Below are 18,641 nucleotides of genomic sequence, written 5' to 3'. Positions count from 1 at the left end.
CCGTCGCTACTTGCGCCGGCTTCGCCAGGCCCGATCGGCCCGCCGGACGGCGCGCTCCTCGTGCTTCTTCTCCGCATGCCGTACGGCGTCCGTAACTGCCTTCGCTTCCCGCCGCACCCATTTCGCATCCACAGAGAACAGTTCCGCGATGCTCGCGGTCGTCATCTCGTCGTGGCCGAGGTCCGTCACCGAAACGACGCTTCGCTCGCCCAGGCCGAAGACGTGAGCGGTCTTCTTGGCGTGCCCCTTGGCAAGCTGCAAGGCGAGAGGATCCTCCAGATAGGTCAAGAAGTCGGCCGGCGTCGGCTTATCGCCCGCCCAGAGGCTCTTCATCGCAGTGCGATGCAAGATAGCGGAATTGTTCTTCAGATGGTGAGGACGCACGATGTGGAAATTGCGTTCCTGAAAGAATCGCTTCACGCCGGACGCATCGGTAACATAGACGCCCCCGACATCTCCCGTCATCGCATACGGCAAGGAATTGACGACGCACGGGACGATCTTCTTATCGGCGACGTCTATTCCGGTTCGTTCGAGGACGACATCCCGATGGATGGCCATAGCCTCGGCCAGGCGGGCGACCTGCTTGATCGCAGATCCCATTTCGAGCGTCAAGTTGTACGCCGCCGTCGGATTGTGTCCAGACAGCGACTTGTTCTTGCACTCGAGGATGAAGACGTAGTCGCCCCAAGGTACGATCACGTCGTATTCGAACTCTTCGTTGCCGATCTTGAACTTCAACCACTTGGCGTCGTACCCCAGCTTCTCGAAAAAGCCGAGCATTTCGGCTTCGAAGGCCTTTCCCTTGCGCCCGAGTTGCTCGCCGCTCCTTCCGATCGCGGACAGCGTCAATCGCGCGGGATCGGAAATCAATATGCCCGGCCCGAACATCAGGAGAGACCCGTCTTCCAGGCGTATCAGCGGTTGGTCGAAGAGGTCACGGCTCGACTTGCTGAGGGACGCTCGGTCCACGAACGTTTCCGCCGCGCCGTCCTTCAAACCCAAACTCTCGAGGCGCGAGACAAGCTCCTCTCGGGAGAGGACGAAATTGATGCCGCTCTTGCCTTCCTGAGAGTACCGTCCTTCCGCCAGACATTGGAGTACGGCGTAGCCCCGGATCCATTCCAAAAGCCGCAGCCCGCCTGGTTTTTCCTGGTCATCCACGATCGCGTAGCCGAGGATTTCGGACAGGGACACTCCGGAATGCGCTTCCTGCGGAGAAACGAACGCTGCGGGAGGAAGCGCGAGGGGCGATCCGATTCCCGACGCTTTTCCGTGCATGTTCGTTTGAAGCGACATTTCTTGAAACGTCTGAATCAGGCGATCGTTGAGCCGTTCATTGGCGAAGTAGTCGAAGGACTCGCCCCAAGTGACATGATCATACTCGATGGCGGTCTCGGCGCCTTCAGGCGCCCATGACGGCAGATCGTTGGAGAAGAAGACCTTGATCTCGCCGTCGAAATAGCGACAGCGCTGATCCATCCGTTCCCATTGACGCCAAGAAGAGGCAAGCAGTTCAGTCAGCCCGGACTTGTAAATTTCGTCGTCGGTCACGTCGGTCAATCGCGGAAGCACCAGGAACTTCTGCGCGTCGAACCAGCCGTAGCGATGAGCGAGGAGCATGAGCGTCATCGTGGTCACTTGAACGATCGCCGCGAGGACCCCGTCCGGTGAGTAGGATGATCCGTCCGGATGCTTGATGCGAAAGGACTGCAGCGTCAGCTCTTTGCGGCGCTTCGCCGAAGTGCGGAAGGCCTCCATCAGTTCGTGGTACGAATAGCTCGCTCGCGCAAGCGCGGCAGAGGCCTGCGTCTCCGGCAGCAGCTTGGCCGCAACCGTGGCCTCCTGTGTCCGCAATATCTCCCGGTAGCCAGACTCGATCCGCTCCAGCGTCGCTATCAGGTCTGCGAGTTGGGCGCCGGCATCTGATCCTGCGCGCTCGGCGATGTAGTTTCCGAGAGCCTCCGTAAACGCTGCACGAGCATCTTCGCGAGCTTCATCGGGTCTTTTCAGCAGGAAATCGGTGCTGTGCCGGATAAGCTGCAGGAGCTCGGATACGACATCCTCGTCCATGTCCAGGGTCAGCAAGTGCTTCTTCAGCTTTTCCCAGCCAAACGTTTTGAGTGCATCGTTTACGATTTTCTCCTTCAATCGCGGTTCTTGCTTCAGAGGCTTCTCAGTCCCCTTCATCTTCTTTTCCACCTTTCTGCAACCTCATGAATCTGACGCGCCATGCTCCTGGTCCCCAGCATTAGAATGCAACGACTCGGGACATCTCAATCATGTCTTCTTATGCCAATTCCTGTCCGGCATGGTCGCATCCGGAAATAATTCGGCCTGCAAAAGATCCAAGACTTCCACCGAGCGATCGATCAGAAACTCACTTGGAAGAATCTTCTTCCCGTATTCGGAATAGGCCAGATAATTATGCAACGATCGCATCCGGTCTGGACATTCGCGGTCGTAGTCGCGGAGTAGCTGCATAAAGCCGAACCCTTCGATCGATTTCTCGAGACTCTCGAGGTCCGCAATCGTGACGATCGTCAATGGCCCGACCCGCCTCCCCGCCGGGACAGCCCCCAACAACCGACGAAAATCGGCTTCCAGAAAATTCCCGAGGCCGGGCGCGTCAAGACGACTATCGTGAACGACGAGCACCGGATGCAGCACATCCATATCTCTGAATTGTCCGTCTGCGCCGAGCCATTCGCCACGAGCGATCGCTCCGATGCTCCTCGCCAACTGCGCAACGCCTTTGTCGCGCTCTCCCGGTTTTTGCGATGCTCCGTATTTGGAACGGATTTCCACGATGAGGGCCTCGGGATCCTCGTGGGCGAGCGCTTTCTCGGCAAGAAATGCGGCCTTCATCTCGATGATCGCGGCCTCTCGGACCTCGAACACGGCCGCATCGATCTCGAACTCTCTTCGTTGCCCGTCCTGTCCACAGAGACGAAAGGCCACGCGATCCACAAGACCAGCGACATGAGGGTACATGCGTCGAAGAATGTCGATGGCATAGTCTTCAAAAACTTCGCCGAATTTTGCGAAGACCTTGGTCCGGACACGCGCCGCGACATTGAAAACAGCCCCGATCGATACTCGCTCGATGAAGAACGCAGGATCGAGGATTATCCCGCGGCCATCGGCAGTGGTCATCACCGGACGCTCACGCAACCCGCGGTAGTCCAGAGTATCGAAGTTCGTCCAGAATGACCGTGCCAATTGCTCGGGAGACTGAGAAACCAGATCGAAGAAGCGCGGATACAGATCAGCGACTGGAGTGGCCGCCGCAACGGTATTCCGATCGAAGAGCGGGCCTTCCTTCCTGTGTTGCAAGGCGTAGAGCGCCATGGTCGTAGCGCAGCCGAGATACTGTCGAAGGGTCAGCCCTGTCGCTTTCTCGAACTCATCACCGAATTCGGGAAAGTGCCTGGGCATGTATTCGGTAAACAAGGCAAGCCCTCTTCCGATCGCGATGCCGATGTGAAGAGCAAGGTTCGATTCGTCGGCCCCCTTCCGGAACGCTCCAAGCGCACGACGCCTCACCGCCTCGATGTCGTCATTGGGCGCGAGCTTGTCGGAGAACACTCGTCGAGCCCATATGTCGCTGGCGATCAGTGCCGCCTTCACGAACTGGCTTCGTAGCGCCGGATCTTCGAAACTCGTGCCATCGTCGGGGCGATTCTTGCAGTAGCGGGACGCCCAGCGCATAAGCTCGCGCAGTTGGCCAGTAAAGAACACTACGGGAAGACCGCCGCCCCGGCGTCTCGCAAAAGCATTGATACGCGCAAGCTGATCCGAGTTGCAGGCGAAGCTGATCGCCTGCTCCTGACGGGGTTTCACCTCGAAATCGCCAGGTCCCGAAACGATGATGTTGAGGCGCGCGCAATGAAACAGCGTGTCATCGCGACTGAGCGTAGCGAGCACCTCGATCAGCGAACGCTCATCCGCAGCCACGCCGGGAAACACTTCGCCGACGGGAACAAAAACGCCAACTTCCGCTACGTTGCCGCCGTTGGCGCCTCCGCCAAGCAATGATCCCGATCCAGGTTTGATGATCAAGGACTTTCTGCCTCGACCGCGCTAGAGGTTCGATTCAAATCGCCGCCTTGAGCCTTCGGATTCTGTCCCGGAATCCCTCGCAACCCGACCAGCCCCGAAACCAACTCGCCTCCTTTCAGGTCATAGGGCAGACGCCAGACCTGCTGCTCTCTCGCAACCTTGATCGACAACTTACTAAGATAACGGTGAAGCCCCGTCATGATCGTCTCGATGCTTTCGTTTTCGCGCCCGAGCTCGACGTCTGGATCCATACTTCTGCCGGGAAAGAGGCTTTCGATAAGCTCCTTGTGCTGCTTAGCGTCCCAGAGAATGTTGCCCCCGATGGTCCATAGAACCGACGAATCTCTGGCATAGGTGCTCGCGAGATATGAGCAATGAGCGAGGAATTTGGACTCCTTCAATGCGACCAACTGCCGTCTGAGGTACGGATCCATCAATTGACCGAAGGATATCAACTGCCGATCGATCTCCGTTTCCAGCTCTTTGGCTTTGGACGAAATATTTTCCATGATCGGTACGCGATCGGGGTCGCTTCCAAGCGCTTTTCCCAGCTTCTCAATCGCCTCGCGGGCCTCGCTTGAGAATGGGCCGAAGTTCGCCTTTTCGATGCGATCACGACCATAGCCGAGGGCCACCAGGCCGGCCCAGAGGTAGAATGCTTTCCTGTAGGCCGATTGCACCGCATTGAATACGACGCGATCGTCGTTGATATTTTTGCGATCGGCTTCAGCCTCGATCAATCGTTCGAAAACGATGTAACCGACGGCGAGCATGATCGCATCGGCCAGGAGATTGGGAGCAAGGCTATCTCCGATCGAGCCGCCGAAGTGCCACAGCAGTCCTGCGCCTACCGCGACTATCAACACGGCGACATAAAGAAGACTGCGCGGCCTGCCATAGTAGGTTCGCTTCGCAAGGATAAGCGCTTTATCGAAACTGCTCTGATCAGGATCGGATGACATCGAAACGCCCCTGTTCTACTTCAGTCCACTCGGCACCCCGCCAAACGCCATCATACGATGTAGGAAGCGGAGCGGCAGCGCCGAAGGACTCCATCCATAGTGCAGCTACCGTGCAAGAAGATTGGCCGTCAGCCATGGGAGGCATCCACGTAGCGGTTGCTGCCGTCTCACGCTTCCTACTCCCTTAGCCTCGTCGATCGGGCACGCGCAATCAGTTCAGGCCATCGAGGCAGCCCCCTACCATCTTTTCCTGGGCTATGTCGCGCAGGCGGTAGCGACTGTCCCCGACTCCATGATCGGCCGGCGGCGGCTGGAGGACCTGAAGGCCGTGGGCTCGTTGATTGTGACAACGGACGCATCCAGCCATTTGCTTGCCCACAGCACTATGTCTATCGTAGATGAACGGGCCAGACCCGGGCCGGCGTGATAGACGCTGCCCTTCACTAATATGAATATTTTGCTTCACATCTTCGTCATGCCTCGGCGCGCGTCAAAGGCCAGACGCGGGCGACTCTATTATCCTCCTGCCAAACGGCCCCGTAACTAGGGGGCCTCCTAGGCAAAAGGAAAGCACCGGGCTCGGTGACAAGGTCCTACGGATTAATCGTGCACGTGTGTAGAGGTCGGACCGCCTGGCATTCGCCCGGCTTGCCCGACTGGAATGCCAACCATCGGCGGCGGATGGACGCTCGCGCGCGCCTCACACACGGAAAGCCAGACCGGCCATCCGACGAAGCACGGCGACGGTCCTTTTTCAGCCTAGCTCGTCCTCACCGCACCTTTTGAGCAATCCTGGCGATCGCCTCGATCGCAATTTTTGCGTCTTTCGACCGGTTGGCGACCCTCATAATCTGCTCCAGCCAAGGGTCAACCGGCCGTCGCAAAGACCCGATGGCCAGATGTTCGACTCTACTTGCAATCTTCGCGCTCCCGGGTACTAGGCCCCTCTTCACCTTGGACAGGTGTCCCTGAGTGATCCCGATCTCAACGGCCAGACGATCCTGCGTCCAACCGCTCTTATCAAGGAACTCCTCTATCTGAAGGGAGACTCGAGAGCGCTTCCTGCTTGCTGCCATCCGATGCATAATGCATATTCATACATAACTGGCAATTAGGAAACTCTCGCGGGCCCGCCCATGCAGACGATGTATACGATCCACGAGGGACAGACCTATGGGCGCCGAATGCCGCCATCTACCGCGATGCTCAGATCTGGCATTCCCTGGGGACATTTCGACGAGTTGTTCACCGCTGCCTACTGGTGCGGGCAGGCTTGGCAGGCGGACCTTCACGGCCACTACGGAGATCTGCGCCTCGGCAATTCGCTCGCGGAAGAGACGGCCGCTTGTCTTTTAGGCGGATACGGCATGCCGGCCGAGCTGGGTCTCGCAGCCTTCGCTCGTCTTCGCGATCGAGGTCTGCTCATCGGCACCCCTCCCGCTCATGAGATCGAAATGCATCTTGCCGAACCCTTCGAGGTCTCCGGGAAAAGCATTCATTATCGCTTCCCGAGACAAAAGGCGGCGTACCTGGCGACCTGTCTCAAGGCGATTGAGCATCTCGACGAGGATGCCTTGGACGATGCCCCTCTGCGCAGCGCTCTAACCGAGATGCCCGGTATAGGTCTCAAGACTGCCTCGTGGAACCGTCACCGCAACTGCCCGGACAGGTGAGTTGACTTTGGTTCGTTCCACGATGTTGCATGGATCCGGCTGACTTCCCCCACCGCCTCCACCACCTGCGCCCTTTGGTTTGACGGGCCGCGCTGGCTTACGGGGTGATTTGTCGCCTCCACCACCGCCTCCACCCCCACTGGACATCTGCTCTCCTGCGTCCGCGAACCTTATTCACGGCAGGCTAACATCGGCGCCGGCAGCGGTACCCTAGGGTCTTCACTGGGTCCGGCGTACCGATCGCCCGGGCGGGTCAACGAAATCCACGATGCTCGGCGTCAGGGGCTTTAGTTGGCCGCGGATTGTCCTTGCAACTTGGCGTGCACCATTCCACAACGGCTAGGTCCAATCGCAGCTCCAAGAGACTGCTTTCGTGCCACCGCTAAAGTACGTTGAGCAAGATGAACGCGGCCTACCGACCGGCCGCACTATCGAGTTCGATGATGCCGAATTTGAACCGCTTGGTTTCAAAGACCTCACGCCTTTGAAGGCCACTCAACCTGTCACTATCAAACTGAAGGGTCGCGGCATGCCGAAGGTCTTGCCGGCGTTAACCGAAGCCGATGAGGCCGGGCGTGCCAATTTCAGTATGACTCTCCAAAGCCACTTCGCGGCGTCCGCTATCGGTCTCGTCAAAGGAGGCTGGCTACCATCATCTTTGGCCGTCCATGCCGATACCATCGTCTTCCCTGACCGATGCATCTTCGCACAGATCGAAGGTCGTTTTGCGTCGAAGAAGCCTCGATCAGTTGTTCAACCAGACTTCCTGGACCTATTTGCCGACAGTACCGTGCGCATTAATCCCATGTTGTTCGTGATGGAAGGCAACATGCGACGCATGCCGACGGAAATGGAGGCGAGATCTCAGTTGACCGCAGCTGTAACCAAACTCCGGTCTGCGCTACCAAAAGCAATATTGATCTCAGCGACCGAGGCGGGCCTGAAAGGTGCTTTGGGTTTGCTCGCGGAGGCGACCGTCAACCTCGAACAGAAGCAAGACTTTCTGATCGAAGTTGCGCCTGTTCTGTCAGCACCGATTGCGAAACGTTCGATTTCTAAGGTGTGGAGCGAGATCATCTCGGCAGCAAGAAGCCGAGGACTTCGGCCTGGTTCGCTGACGGTCCTGGCCGCGCTTAGCACGGTCCTGATGCCTCAAGGCAAGAGTCCTGCCCGGAAGCTATGTAAATTCAGCCGAAACTATTCCCGAGACGATGCTTACAACGTTCTCGCCGATCTACGCTCACTTGAGATGCTGGTCCAACTTTTTGCGGTTTTTCCCGAACAGAGAGCAATGCTTTGCACTGCTGACAGGGCATTGGCTCTGTTTTGGACTGGCCTGCGCCCCTTCGCGTTCGGTCACCAAAATGGGACTGTTTCGTTCGAATTCGATCCCACGGTCCTATTACCCAACATGACAGAGGAACAACGCGCAACGCTGAACGAGTCATAATCTCCAACTCCGTACGGCAATCAGTCCAATACCTGCGACGTCTACAATCAAGCTGCACGGCCGCGCGCCGCCGCAGGTGCCCTCGGCCAGCGGCGATCTGAAGCCACGCATCCAAGTACCTCCTGCATTCCCTAATGGTTGTCCTCGCATGAGATTTCAAAAGGGACGAGGCCTTACTCCTTCGGAGAAGCTCCTCGCCGCATTGTGCGAGCGATCGTTTCTGTCTCTTTGGAGCTACCCAAACGTCTTCCGCAAGGAAGCAAAGGAATTGACCGATCTACTCGTCGTGTTCGGCGACGACGTAGTCCTGTTCTCCGACAAGTCATGGACGTATCCAAACAAGGAAGATGGGGCGCTAAACTGGAGACGCTGGTTCAGTCACTCCATCGCCGAATCGGCACGGCAGATCACTCAAGCCGAAAAGTGGATCATCAGACAGCCCGAACGCGTATTTCTAGATGCAAAAGAGACGGAGCGTCTTCCTATTCCGCTGCCGCCTTCGGATCGGCTTCGCGTACATCGGGTTTGCATCGCGCTTGGTGCGGCTGATTGTTGTCGAAAAGCGACGGGCCGCCCTACGCTAGAACTGTCTCCCAAGACCGTCGACGACGGGAAGGCATTTTCGATGGGACGCATCACCGGCGCCCTTGGCTGGGTTCATGTCTTTGACGAGACGACCCTACCTTTGGTTCTTAACGAGCTTTCAACAGCTCCAGATTTCATAGAGTATCTCCGGAAGAAAGAGGAGCTTTACGACGCCGGAAAATTTGAGCGAGCATCGTCAGAGAGCGACCTTCTTGGTTACTATCTCTGGCACGGTCGTACCTTTCCGACCCGACAGAAACGCTATGAAGTAGAAGCCGGCGCCTGGGAAAAGCTGGAAGCCGATCCGCAATTTCAGGTCAGCCGCAAAGAGAACAAGGCGAGCCTATTCTGGGATCGACTTGTGGAGTACCTGAACCGCCATTACTTGGCAGAGAATCTTGAGACCGGTAACGAGCATTCGATTGCCGACTATGAGCGGCTCGTTCATGTGATGGCACAAGAAACGCGCTTCTCTCGCAGGATCCTCGCTAACTGGATGACCAAGCGGGTGGATCGCGATGAAGATGGCTATGTTGGAAGCCTCGTAAGGTCGCCCCACCAATCCGACTTGGTCTACGTTCTCGTCGTCGGTCCCGGTGACCGCGGGAGAGGTCATCAAAGATACCGAACGGAGCGCTTCAAGGAGCTCAGGCCGCGATGCATAGTTGCTAAGGCAGTACATCCGGAATGTAGAACTGTCCTCGGCATCGCTGTCGATAAGAAGGGGACGAAGGGATCCTCCGAAGAATTCATGTACTTAGACGTCTCAGGCTGGACGGCGGTCCAGTTGGAGTATGCCCGCAAGGCCAGGAGAGACGCAGGGTTCTTCCTTGGTAATGGCGCGAGAACCTCGGTGATCCGCGAGATCGAGTACCCTGCCCCGCAGAAGGCCGCTGATTGATCCCGCAAAGTCCCGACCTCTCGTCCCGCTCTGCAATGCCCCGCCGCATTCTTTCGCAGGAAGGTCCTCTCTCTACCCTGTGCCTTGGTTGTCGCACCGAATTGACAATCCGAAAACGCGGCGCATATTACCCGCATAGATTGCAGCGACTTAGTTCTACTTTCCCTTTTCGATGAGCGCGAGCAACTTCCTCGCGGCCGGGTCGTCGAGAATTCGCATTTTCTTTTGGGGACCTCATGGCAAAGCGCATCGTGGTACTCTCCGATGGCACCGGCAATTCCGCATCCCAGGTCTGGCGTACGAACGTCTGGCGCACGTTCGAGTCCCTCGACCTGACGGGCTCGGACCAAGTCGCCTTCTATGACGACGGCGTAGGCACTTCCAGCTTCAAACCTCTCGCAATCTTGGGCGGGGCGTTCGGCTACGGCCTGAAGCGCAACGTGATCGATATTTACAAGTTCGTCTGCCGTAACTTCCGCACTGGGCAGGATTACGCACGTGCTTATGTCGACACCGATGCGCGCGACGAAAACTTCGTTGACGACGAAATCTATGGGTTCGGGTTCAGCAGAGGTGCCTTCACCATCCGCGTCGTGGTCGGCTTGATCCTCGATCAGGGTCTCGTGGAGGCGGAATCCGAAGCCGAACTCGACGCACTGGCCACGGAGGCCTACAGAAACTATCGCGCTCGTCACTTCAAGACCCGCACTGGAATAGAACGGCCATTCCGCGCGATCCGCGACTCGTTTCTCGGACGAAAGCGCGTGGGTCAGCTTCCTAACGTCCGCAAGGTCGATCAGATCCGCTTCCTGGGGCTGTGGGACACGGTCGCCGCCTACGGTCTTCCTGTGGACGAAATGACCAGGGGCGTCAGCCGGTACCTGTGGCCCCTCGAGCTCCCGAACAAGAGACTGGATCCCAAGAGAGTCGCGCGCGCTTGCCACGCGCTCTCGCTCGACGACCAAAGGACGACCTTCCATCCGGTGCTGTGGGACGAATCCAATATGCCCCCCGTCGTCCCCGGCCCACCGACCGTTACCAGGCAGGAAAAGCTGACTCAGATCTGGTTCGCCGGCGTTCATTCGAACGTGGGCGGCGGCTATCCAGACGATTCCCTAGCCTACATTCCGATTTACTGGATATGGAAGGAGGCGAAGGACTGCGGCTTGAAGTTCAAGTCTTCCCCCAGTGCCGACCCGGATGCCTTTTTGGCCGCCCAATCGAAAGGCGATAAGGACGGGCGTCTCTACGACTCCCGAAGCGGCCTCGGGGGCTATTACCGCTACGGTCCACGTGATGTCGATCAGTTGTGCGATTCCGGAGCGACCGATGAGCGCGATTTCGTCAAGATCGTCGCGCCAAAAATCCACGAAACCGTCTTCCGGCGGATCGCCATGGGGGCGCACTCATACGCACCGGTGGGACTGCCGCAAAGCTACGAGATCGTCGCATATGACGCCACATCCGGCGACCATCAGATCATCCGCTCCGCCGACCGGCTCCCTGAGGCTCCTGTCGGCGCTGCCACTCGCTACAAGGAGCAGGACTCGGTCATCTGGAGCACGATCTGGCGCGGACGCGGAATTTATTTTCTAACCGTATTCGCCTCCTTGTTCCTGGTCATATACCCCCTGGCCTATTCGATCCCGGCTACCTCCGAGTTCTCCACGCGCTTGCGCTTCCTATCCGACACGATACGGCTCGTGGCGACAGTCCTTCCAAGCGCAGCCGAGCGATGGGTCAACGCTTACGCGCGAGATCCCGCCCTGTTCCTTGTCTCCGCCCTTTTCATCGTAATATTGCTGGCGCTCAGCGCGGGCCTCCGCGCGCGGATCACCGACCAGATGCGCGCCCGTCTCGTCACCAGCTTGACGATTCCCAACAATCTGCCGGCGTCTCCGCCGATTTCCGACGAATGGAGACCAGGCGGTTGGCTCGAGATATCGAGCCTCGCTTTCCTGGTGGTGGCGGCGATCTATGGATTGTTGATAAATCCATTTCCTTGGCCTTCGTTGGTTTGGATGCCGCTGAGCGATCTGCTTGCTAATTTTTCGGTTTGGACGGGCTTGGTCGCCTTGGTCGCCCTCGTCGTTCTTCTCGTTCCCACGAACCGGGTCCATGCACTCCGCAGCGCGCCTCGATACAAGGCATTTATTCGCGAACTGCGTCTTCGGTATGCCCCGATCATCTTTGCGGTCGTGTTTTGTCTTCTCGGGGTCGCCATGACAAGCCACTACCTGTTCAACGTCGAAGACAGTTTCGGGAAGTTCTGTCCGGCGACGCTTCCGAGCGACACTCTGGCGGCGGTCGACCAGGCAGGTATCAAGCAGATCTGCTACGATAAGAGCTTCAAGAACTGCACCATCGACGCTTCGGCCATCGACCCCGCAAACGGAGGAGCTTGTCGAACGGCAGGAGCGGATGCTGCGAAGTGCACGGGCAAATCGATCGTCTTCGACACGCGGGCGCTTTGCGCCAGCACGGGCATCTTCGTAGAGAAGAACGCGAGATATCACCTCCTGGTCAGCAAATCTCAATCGCTTCCCGGAGGATCCGCGGTCGACCCGCAGCAACTGCAATGGCACTTCGCCTGGACGAAGTCCGATTTTCGCGGGCAAACGCTGGCTGCCCTGGGTTCTTACGACGAAGCCTCATGCGGCCCGACCAAATCATGGGAGTGGCTCGGTTACGGAGCTCATCCGCTTCGCGTGAGCTGCAACTATCTTGCGGGCACCTCCAGACAGTTGTTCGGCACGCTCGTATATTTCCTCAAGCGTTCGTTGGACCGGCCGCTGGGAAGCTTCATCCTCCGCTACGGCTCGACCGGCAACGAGGAAAATTTCATCGATGCGGATGCGCCGCCGGCGAGCGGCGATAGACTCAGCGAACCCTTTGTGCCGACCCGCGATGGTGAGCTCTACGTCTATCTCAACAAGCCCGCTTCGGGCTTCTGGCCAAGCATTGCGCACGACCTCAACAACGGCTTCGCCAAGGTCACGGTAATCCGGATCCCGCCGAAGCCGTAGTATCGACGTGGTGTTTGATGGAGTGATGCAAATGCCGAAAAGAGCCTCGTCCGTGCTTCGGCGTGCCCTGCTGATGGCCGTCTTGCTGCTGTTTGGCCTCCGTGCGGCGGCCGCGGACGAGGCGATACCGATAGGTGTCCTTCACTCGATCACGGGCGTAACCGCCGCGGACGAGGCTCACCTGAAGGACTTTGTGTTCTTCCTCGTCAAAGAGCAAAACGAAAAAGGTGGAGTTCTCGGCAAGAAATTGAGGGCAATCGCGCCGGATGCGCAGTCGACGCCGATGGTTTTCAACCTGCGTGCAGCCGAGCTCATCACCAGCGAAAAAGTCTCGGTCATCTTCGGAGGTTGGGGCAGGGCCTCGCTCTTTGCTATGGCTCCGTTGTTCAAAGGAAGTGACGCGATACTGTTCTATCCCGCAAACATCCTGAGCCTGGATTCTCTTCCGCAGGAACGCTCCATCTTCTACGCTGGCTTCTTTCCGGAACAGCTTGCGAAGGCCGCCATCACCTACATGAATTCGTCCGTGAGCCCGAGCCTATGGGTGCTTCTAGGCAACGAATCTTCGGAAGCTGGCGCGATGAACGCGATGATGCGTTCCATCCTGACGAAGGCTCGGGGCGTGCAAGATGCGGACGTTCTATCCAGAAATGTGAGGACCCCTGAACTGGCACGCGCGGCGAGCGATATCGCGAGTTTCGCCCAATCGCGAAGGTCGATGACGGGGCCCACCGCCGTTCTAACTACGTTGCAAGGCCTGGGCGACATCGCTATTTCCGGCGATCCGAGAGACAGAACGACCGACCTGAACCGCTTTCCGATTCTCTCGCTCACGCTGCGCGAGAGCCAGCTTCCGACGTCGTCTAAGGGGCAATTGGGGATCGTCGACTATTACCAGGGAGTTGCCACGCGCGCCAACACGGAGCTTCTCAGGCGGTGGCGCGCCTACACCAACAATCCGAACAGCTCGGTGGACGATGCCATGGCGTCTTACGCGGCCGCATTCGCGATGTGGGTGCAAGCGGTCGAAAAGGCCAGGACGGTCGAAGCAGCGAAGGTCATCGACGCCCTGCCCGGCATCACCGTCGAGACGCTCGCCGGCAACATCTCGGCGATGCTGCCGGATCATCGGATCACGAAGCAGGCGCGTGTCGTAAGGGTGAACGACGTAGGCAAATTCGAACTCGTCTGGTCGGAGAACGATGGCAAAAGATCGACGCCCACTGGAGGCAGCAGCTTTCCAAGTCAGCCCGTGGCGCCCCCCTCCTCGGCTCCCCTGACTCCACCCGTCGCGAACTTGCCAGCGCCTCGCACTCCGCCAGGAAGGGCCTCGATTGAACAGACGCAAACCGGGCACCGGCGCCGGCGGTAATGCCGACTTGCCCGCGAACTCAGACGTGTCGTCGGATTCCCCTCCCATCCTGGCTGCACCGACCCTTGCGGCGGCCGCCGCCGGTCCCGACTCCAGAGGTTCGGCTCAGCGCTGTGCAACGCCGACAACACCTGCGATTCCCGGGATGGATGAGTTTCAACGAGCCATGAGCCCGCCACCCTACTGCAGAGAAGGCTTCCTTGACGTCGTGCTGATCGACACAGGAGACGAGACACAGCCAGTCGGAGATCGCGTCTGCTCAGGCGTCCGGGTGGGAGGTGAATGGGTACTGACGGCGAAGCACTGCGTCGCCAAATGGACCGCCACGCGCGGCAGAGTCTTCGCACTTACGAACGGGGTGTTCGACTGCCTGGATCACCCTCCGTCCACCGACAAGCATCCGGGCGAAAGCTGCAGCCTTCCCGTGGTCGGGAGGGACGGCCAACCGACGCCGGCCGAAGATGGATCACGCAAGATAGATTTGGCTCTCGTCCGAGTACTCGCACCGGCGGGCACGAGTTCTCCCCCATCAGCCAAGGTGCGCAAGTTTGTCCAGTCCGGATCGCTTGAGATCACGCTTGCGGGGTTCGGGGCATCACCTGGAAAGATGCCTGGAACGCTCAGGGTCGGCTGGTCGCGCATTGTCGATGCGACTGCACTTCGATCCATGACCGAAGAAACCGAGTTGAATATGGCCGAGGTCGCAGTGCCCATAAGGTTCACGCAGCGATCATACGGATCCGGAAGCCCCGGCTCCTGGGCTTGCAAAGGGGACTCCGGATCGCCGATCTTTGCCGGGCGAGTTTTCGGTTACAAAGACGAGCCCCACCTGGTTGCGGGGATCGTCACGGACTCATCTTTCGTGACCGCCGCGAGGTGTGCTTCGGACGCTCCGACGCAGGGAGACAGCACGAAAATCGTCCCGCTCATGCATCCTGTTGTTCGCCAATGGCTCTGCAGCACGACAAGCAACAACCTCGATCTCTGCCGATAGGATTCCAATGCCAGACACAACCATAAGAGAACGCATGGCCGCATTTCTCGGCTCGACAATGAATTGGCTGAAGGCCGCTGGCGTAGTCGGCGTGGCGGGTGCACTGTTCGTGCTGGGAGGCCGCGCCGGATGGTACGGCTCGTCGAAGATTTCCGCAGTCCCTCTGTCGTCGTCAGAGACGCCCGTCGGCGTGATCTACTTCCTGCCGAAGACCTCCATCGTTCTCGATCTCACCTGGAAGATAACGCGATGCGACGTCGTGCAACGTGGCCCTTCGCCCAAGGATCCGCAAGACGTCATTATCGAAAGCGAGATCGCAGTCACCGAATTTGCAGCCAAAGTCGAACCCGATCCAACGCAGGGATACACGATAAAATCGGACACCATGGACGGCGCATTCTGGCGCACGGACTTGGACATCGCCTTGTCGAACGGAATGCTCGCGAGTTTCAACGCTATGAGCTCCGGGCAAATTCCGAACCAGGAAAAGTTCGAGAAGTTTCTCACCAACGTCGCGTCGACTCCCCTGACCAACAAGACTTCAGCCGGAGAAGGTGCCGATGCGGCCGGCCAACGCAAGGCGATTTGCGGCACCCGCCTCATTCAGGCGACCGAAGCTAAGGACGCCAACAGTAAAGCCCCAGGTCTGTCGGTCCGTAAGACCTTCCGTTTCGATCCGGGAGATTGCCCCGCCGGCTTTAAAGAGCTCCCCGACAAAACGTGCATTTTGAGCGGCGAAGTCCTTCTCTCGCCGCTCCTCCTGGAGGGAGGAGCCGCGTCGGACGCCCTCAATCAGAACTCAATCGAAATCCGCACTACGCGTTTCAGGACGACAGCAGGAAAACAACCACAGAGCGGAGTCGTCTATCGCATCCCGGGCAGCGCCAATGTCGAGGTGTGCAGTCCAAAGTGCGATCAGGCGGGACGCACAATTGCGGCGAACACCTTCGTGGTACCGCAGTTCGGAGCCATCGGGGCAATCTCCGTGGAACGCCGGATGTTTTCGGATCGAACGGCCCAGCTAAAATTCGGCTCATGGGGCGAACTGACGGAAGCAAAGTTCGCCGACGCAGCAAGCGCCTCTGCAGACAAGAGCGGGAAATAAGCCTCGAATTCGAACGATGGGCCGTCGGCGCTTGGGCTTCCAAAGCCAGCTACAAGCCACGGCTGCGAAGCGTAGATGCCGAAAACGGCCACCGCGCATCTGCAAAGAACGGGGAGTAAAAAGGGGGGAGGTCGTCAAAGGCTCGTCGGAGCCAACTTTGCCGCACATTAGATTGCGGCCATCCCAGCTTCAGGATCGCAGGGGAAGCGCGTTACTTTTTGCGGACCGGCGGCGTCGCCGGGACTTCTTCGATTTCACGAAAATTGATCTGTGCCGAGAGAGCCTGCTCGTACAGATGGTAGCCGGGCATCTTTTTTCCCGCGATTATCGCGGGCGATTCTGCGAGCTTCTTGCCTCGTTCGGCAAGCTCCTCGACAACTTTGCGGGCGACCAAGATCATTCTAAAATCCTCGTAACATCAACAATTTAAGCATCGGCATCTTATCTTGCAACCCATTAACGCGGTCTGAACGCCTTCACAGGGCTCATTTGTAACGCGTCACTATGTCACTTTGCTGCTGATATCAAGGATATACACAACCTTTGCGTGATCCCCATCACGGAGCGGATGCTCACCGATTTGAGGGTTGGAGCGCAAGGTCATCCGGCCCGAGGACATCCGAGAATTCCTTTGTGATGCCGTTTAGGCACACCGGTCTGTGATGGGCATATCTCCAAGCGACTGCGCTGCGATCCTCCCGGCCATCCAACGATCGGTCGACGACCGGAAGGCCTGATAGCGTCAGACGCGCCGCGTGGCAGTCCATCGGGCATTCGATTTCGATCGGGTTGTTTTGCTCGTCGTCGCGCCAGAGAGCGACGATCCGATCGGCACCACCTGACGACATGAATTTCCCCAGCCGATGTTGACGGGTCATCAGTCCGCGGGAAGTCAAGGTCAGCACCGCAGATCCCGGGTCCTCGGCCAGAATAGTCGCGTACCGCGCCGGCCACCTCGCCTTCAGTTGCGGGGCGTCCATGAGGAGAGCGAAAACGATGCTCGGCCCGATTGCCCTGATCACCTCCTGGCATGGATCGACTCGCGCAAGATCCTCGCAGATCATGGCCGAGATCACGGACGACTGCCTGATGACTGAGAAGTCGACGCGGCGACTGAGCAAGTCGATATCTTCAGCCCAGGCGAGAGATGGACTGAGACGGCCTTCCAATCCATATGCAAGGATCTCGTCGCGATCCAAGGTCCAGCGATGATGCTTTTCGCGGGTCGACAACATGACGATGCGGCTCGTTTGATCGATTGGACCGCTCGTCGCCGGCCCCCGCTGAAACACGACCACTCTTACGAAATTTCCGTGCCGGCCATTCTCCGCGGACACACCGCCTACGATGAATTCGAGCTCCGGAAAGGTGCTCGGTAGAGAGCTCTGAAGGTGCTCCCAAACTTCTTCGTTCAAGGCGAGCTCCGGAAAGATGATGCCGTGAATCGCATCGACCTCTCGACAGGACTCGACGACCAACGCCTTTACGAACTCCAGAAGCTTGTCCTTCGTCACCGACGAAAGCCAAGTCTGCTTCATGCCGAACGAGCCCCAGCGTTTGGCTCCCTCTCCGGCGTAGCCCTGCATGGGATCGAAAGCGTTTGCAGGTATCGTGAATGGGAACGGAACGAGGAGCAGGTTCATGTGCCGCTCGTCGGGCGGCGCCGGAAACCAATAAGGGGTCCAAGCCGCTCGTGCGATGCCCCTCGGCGGCAGCAAAGCCAGATGATGGGACAATGACCTCAACGTGCAGCCGACGGGGGTCGTTCTTGCTTTCGGGACGACCGATACGACATCTTGGTTCGCCGCTGAAATCGTGCTGACGCCGTCGAAGACTACGGTGGCACCGCGACCTTGCGAACCAAGCGTCTTCGCCTTGTTGAAATACACGTCGTCGGCGGCCGAGATCAGCCAAGGCCGATCCGGCTCCTCAGAAACCGTAAAGCCGAGATTTCGAGCGGCCTCATCCGCGGCTATGAACAGGAACAACGCGTCGACCCACCATTCGGCAGGCTGATCCTTCGACGACACTTGCTTGAATATGGGCGGAGATGGATGAACCCCGAAGATGCTGTCCCATGCATCGTAAAGCTTAAGAAGAGCAGCCCCCTCGCCCTCGATCCACGAGGCGAACACGGAAGCGTTCTCGTCGTCATGATGCGGCCCAGGCGTGAAATCGCGCCACGTCTTGGCAACCTCTCTGGCCGACCTGATGAAGTCGAGCGACACCTCAAGCTGTCGCGAAGAGCGCTTCGGCCTCCCCACGATCTCCGGAACGATATGATGATAGGCGCCGCTATGCTGCAGCAGATGACCGGCGACGGCGAATACGTCCGCCGGCATCAACGGCGGCATCTCGTACGGCGGCTTCATGACGCCATCTCGACCGGGCCAGGCGAAATACGGCGCGGCCGAAGACGGAAAAATTCGTTTCAGACAGTCGAGTAGAGTTTCTTCCATTATTGCGATCCCGAGCGCGAAAGGGATTGCTTGTCGCCGATTCCCAAGCCGG

At 58.5% G+C, this 18,641-nt stretch carries 12 protein-coding genes; 7 read left to right on the top strand and 5 right to left on the bottom strand.

Going from position 1 to position 18,641, the window contains the following annotated elements; all coding sequences use genetic code 11:
* Nucleotides 1-6: 6 nt before the first annotated feature.
* The 3 genes from ACVIN2_RS27360 to ACVIN2_RS27350 form a co-directional block, all read right to left on the bottom strand.
* Nucleotides 7-2,190, bottom strand: coding sequence for an NERD domain-containing protein (locus ACVIN2_RS27360; RefSeq protein WP_456767953.1), 2,184 nt, complete (start codon nt 2,188-2,190; stop codon nt 7-9).
* 90 nt (nt 2,191-2,280) lie between these two features.
* On the bottom strand, nt 2,281-4,062 hold the full coding sequence (locus tag ACVIN2_RS27355) for a hypothetical protein (RefSeq protein WP_456767952.1): 1,782 nt from the start codon (nt 4,060-4,062) through the stop codon (nt 2,281-2,283).
* Nucleotides 4,059-5,024, bottom strand: a complete 966-nt coding sequence (locus ACVIN2_RS27350; RefSeq protein WP_456767951.1) for a hypothetical protein — start codon at nt 5,022-5,024, stop codon at nt 4,059-4,061. Before ACVIN2_RS27350 ends, ACVIN2_RS27355 begins: the two co-directional genes overlap by 4 nt.
* 1,136 nt (nt 5,025-6,160) lie before the next feature.
* On the opposite strand from ACVIN2_RS27350, the gene ACVIN2_RS27345 reads away from it, so the two are divergent.
* The 7 genes from ACVIN2_RS27345 (at nt 6,161) to ACVIN2_RS27315 (ending at nt 16,130) form a co-directional block, all read left to right on the top strand.
* Nucleotides 6,161-6,697, top strand: a complete 537-nt coding sequence (locus tag ACVIN2_RS27345; protein WP_456767950.1) for a hypothetical protein — start codon at nt 6,161-6,163, stop codon at nt 6,695-6,697.
* A gap of 373 nt (nt 6,698-7,070) precedes the next feature.
* Nucleotides 7,071-8,147 carry a hypothetical protein gene (locus ACVIN2_RS27340; RefSeq protein WP_456767949.1) on the top strand — a complete coding sequence of 359 codons (1,077 nt, stop codon included), beginning with the start codon at nt 7,071-7,073 and terminating at the stop codon, nt 8,145-8,147.
* Nucleotides 8,148-8,415: 268 nt separating this feature from the next.
* Nucleotides 8,416-9,633 (top strand): hypothetical protein, encoded by a 1,218-nt coding sequence (locus ACVIN2_RS27335; RefSeq protein WP_456767948.1) that lies wholly within the window; start codon nt 8,416-8,418, stop codon nt 9,631-9,633.
* 236 nt (nt 9,634-9,869) lie between these two features.
* Nucleotides 9,870-12,659 carry a DUF2235 domain-containing protein gene (locus tag ACVIN2_RS27330; protein ID WP_456767947.1) on the top strand — a complete coding sequence of 930 codons (2,790 nt, stop codon included), beginning with the start codon at nt 9,870-9,872 and terminating at the stop codon, nt 12,657-12,659.
* A 31-nt stretch (nt 12,660-12,690) separates the two neighbouring features.
* Nucleotides 12,691-14,031, top strand: a complete 1,341-nt coding sequence (locus tag ACVIN2_RS27325) for a transporter substrate-binding protein (RefSeq protein WP_456767946.1) — start codon at nt 12,691-12,693, stop codon at nt 14,029-14,031.
* A 145-nt stretch (nt 14,032-14,176) separates the two neighbouring features.
* Nucleotides 14,177-15,025, top strand: coding sequence for a trypsin-like serine protease (locus ACVIN2_RS27320; RefSeq protein ID WP_456767945.1), 849 nt, complete (start codon nt 14,177-14,179; stop codon nt 15,023-15,025).
* A gap of 34 nt (nt 15,026-15,059) precedes the next feature.
* Nucleotides 15,060-16,130 carry a hypothetical protein gene (locus ACVIN2_RS27315; RefSeq protein WP_456767944.1) on the top strand — a complete coding sequence of 357 codons (1,071 nt, stop codon included), beginning with the start codon at nt 15,060-15,062 and terminating at the stop codon, nt 16,128-16,130.
* 211 nt (nt 16,131-16,341) lie between these two features.
* On the opposite strand, the gene ACVIN2_RS27310 is transcribed toward ACVIN2_RS27315, so the two are convergent.
* Together ACVIN2_RS27310 and ACVIN2_RS27305 are read right to left on the bottom strand one after the other, a co-directional pair.
* The gene (locus ACVIN2_RS27310; RefSeq protein WP_456767943.1) at nt 16,342-16,530 is read right to left on the bottom strand and encodes a hypothetical protein; all 189 of its coding nucleotides are present in this window, start codon (nt 16,528-16,530) and stop codon (nt 16,342-16,344) included.
* Between the two features lie 172 nt (nt 16,531-16,702).
* Nucleotides 16,703-18,589, bottom strand: coding sequence for a hypothetical protein (locus ACVIN2_RS27305; protein ID WP_456767942.1), 1,887 nt, complete (start codon nt 18,587-18,589; stop codon nt 16,703-16,705).
* Nucleotides 18,590-18,641 lie beyond the last annotated feature (52 nt).

Source organism: Bradyrhizobium sp. USDA 3650 (genome assembly GCF_054057395.1).
This window is presented reverse-complemented; position numbering and strand designations above follow the sequence as displayed.